Source organism: Nostoc sp. LPT (genome assembly GCF_017115165.1).
Classification (GTDB): domain Bacteria; phylum Cyanobacteriota; class Cyanobacteriia; order Cyanobacteriales; family Nostocaceae; genus Nostoc.
Genome location: NZ_JABXKF010000154.1, coordinates 1 through 2,816, shown reverse-complemented (window position 1 = coordinate 2,816; position 2,816 = coordinate 1). Strand labels below are relative to the sequence as shown.

2 protein-coding genes are annotated in these 2,816 nt (G+C 41.7%); both read right to left on the bottom strand.

Going from position 1 to position 2,816, the window contains the following annotated elements; all coding sequences use genetic code 11:
- Positions 1-883 (bottom strand): sensor domain-containing diguanylate cyclase (locus HWQ58_RS29605; RefSeq protein WP_292871029.1); only part of this gene is annotated, 883 nt, incomplete at its 3' end.
- A gap of 1,073 nt (positions 884-1,956) precedes the next feature.
- Positions 1,957-2,472 (bottom strand): calcium-binding protein, encoded by a 516-nt coding sequence (locus HWQ58_RS29600; protein ID WP_292871027.1) that lies wholly within the window; start codon positions 2,470-2,472, stop codon positions 1,957-1,959.
- Positions 2,473-2,816 lie beyond the last annotated feature (344 nt).

Below are 2,816 nucleotides of genomic sequence, written 5' to 3'. Positions count from 1 at the left end.
ACTCATCTTTGCACTCACTACTTTTATCGTAAGCGATTATCCGGACATGATATAATCGACCAGCATCAATAATCAAGGCATCTCCCATGTCATGACCAAGGGTGTCGTTAATCTGTTTTAGTCCATCTAAATCAATGAACATAACCCAGCAAAACACTTTCATGCAGTGAGCAATTTTCAACTGCTGTGCAGCCATTAGGAAGAAACCACGTCGGTTATACAAACCTGTGAGTTCATCAGTCAGCAATAATTGTCTTCCTTCGATCTCTGCTTGTTTGCGGTTGCGAACTTCCTGAATGAGTTCCATTTGAGCGATCACCTGACGACTTAGGCGGCGCAGTGCATCTAACTGCTGGTAACTTAAGTGATGAGGAATGGTATCTAGAACACACAATGTCCCAATTGGAAGACCATCAGCCGTAATTAGAGGGACACCAGCATAAAAACGAATTTTGGGATTACCTTTGACTAAGGGATTGTTATTAAAGCGATCGTCTTTGATGGCATTGGGAACCACTAATATATCCTCTGGTTGAAGAATGGCATGGGAGCAAAAAGACCCATCTCTGGGTGTTTCGCTACTTTTCAGTCCAACCTTAGATTTAAACCATTGGCGATCGCTATCAACTAAGCTAATTAAAGCAATTGGAGTCTTACAAATGTAGGCAGCAATAGCAGTTAGGTCATCAAATGCTTGTTCGGGTAGGGTATCTAGAATATTGTAGTCTGCCAGCGCTTTGAGCCTTTCTGCTTCATTGTCAGGTAGAGGAACAGCTTGGGTTTTCACAGATGAGTGTCTAAGCCTTAGCCAGGAAAGTCTGGGATGCTGGAAATTTCGGAACAACCGCAGCATTACCTTTTTAGCAACAAGGCTGTGTGACATAAACATCTCTGCAACAAAAATCAACATTCGGTTGAATATACAGAAATATTTTATTAGATGATCTTCTTCATGCCTTTGGTTTGCTCTGTTGTTCATGTCACCTAACTTTCCCTGTCAAATTCCCTAAGTATCTACATACTTACAAGGTCTTTTGCCCAAAGGAAGCTTGAAAAATATCAATATTAGCTAAACAGTTATCAAAACTTATTATATTGTTAGAGTTCTTGATTATGTATTAATGTTTTTGATACCACTAATTTGTTTATACACCAGATTGCAAGTTAATGAAGTACAAAAATACCCCTCCTTAACCCTCCCCGTATGTATTGGGGAGGGAACTAGATTGGCAATTTCCCCCAATACATCGGGGAGCCACTGTGTTGCGGAGGTTCCCGACGCTCGAGTACTCGCTAACGCTGCGCTATCCGTTATAGCAAGTGGCGTGGGATTAAGGGGAGTGATAGAATGTACTTCATTTAGATGCAAAATGCTGTATGTATATAAGTTCCGAGGGTTAGAAACCGATTCGGAGAACTTCTTCTCACAATTTGCTTGAGCGATCGCTTAACTTTGCAGCACAGTCTTGCTTATCTCTGCACGTCTACGCAGAGATGATATAAGCAAGGTATTGGGGAATGAAGGGAGAGAAAAGAGGCGATCGCTCACACAACTAACGACCCGTAACAATCTTTAATGGCTTGAATATCGATAATGTTTACGTCACGGTCGTATGGAACCGATGCATCCCTAGATTCCAAGAGAATTTGATTTATGAATGCACGTTTTTTAGTTTCGTTCGGGTCGTTGAACAATCCCTCACAGTCATTAAGTGGTAAGGAAACTCAAACCTTAGAAAGCCTAGTAAGCTTTCCAAGGCTTGAGGTTTGATTAGGTTGAAAACAAACTATAAATCGGTTAACCAAGCAGAGTGTTACACTAGGCGTTTTAGCTTTTAGAGGCTACTTCCACTTAGGGCTTTAGCAACACCTTTTGCACCTTTAACACTCTGCTACTGAAGAATAATCCTACTGTATTGTCAGCCATTACTTAACTTGACAGTGCCAAACAGCTTTCTAAGCCAATATAAAGTCTAGGCTGAGGACCACCGACGTAGGATTTTGCACATACGCAATCAAACTACCTTGATACAAGATGTCCGTTCCTTCTCCAAACGGCTTCACCGAGTAGTCACTCAAAACGCCAGTAACTTGGAATTTGTCACCTTCCTGCCAGGAGAAATCTGTAATTGTATCATAATAACCAAATCCTGAGTCAAGAACGAAAATGTCAGCTCCTGCTCCACCGGTTAAATTGTCATAGCCAGACTCGCCCTTCAGTATGTCGTTACCAGACTCGCCCTTGAGCGTATCGTTGCCAGTATAGCCAAGCAACGTGTCGTTGCCACTATAGCCAAGCAACGTGTCGTCGCCCGTCCAACCATCTAGCTTGTCATTGTCCTCCCAACCATCAATGTAATCATTTCCTTCACCACCGAAAACGTAATCATCACCCTCGTAAGAATATATATAGTCATTTTCGAGAGTTCCGTAGAGACTATCATTTCCAGATGTGCCATAGATGTTTGCCATTTTCAGTTACTCCTTTTTTCCAAGGTGATTGTTATAGTTAGGATCTGTCTGCAAACTACAAAATCGATGATTCTGAGCTGCTAACGATTAATACGTGCTACGCCTTTCTTTTATGCAGGGTATTTGAAAGAACTCTAGCTAATGCGACTACTAAGGTTAATCTTTGTTTTATTCGGCTGATAGTTAAGAGACTTGCATCCTCTCCTTAGATGTCAAATGGGTTCTATAAGCAACAGATACCTCGAAGTCATGTTGAAGTACTTGAAAGTCGTGTTGAGGTACTCCAAAATCGTGTTGAGGTACTCCAAAGTCGTGTTGAGGTACTCCAAAGTCGTGTTGAGGTA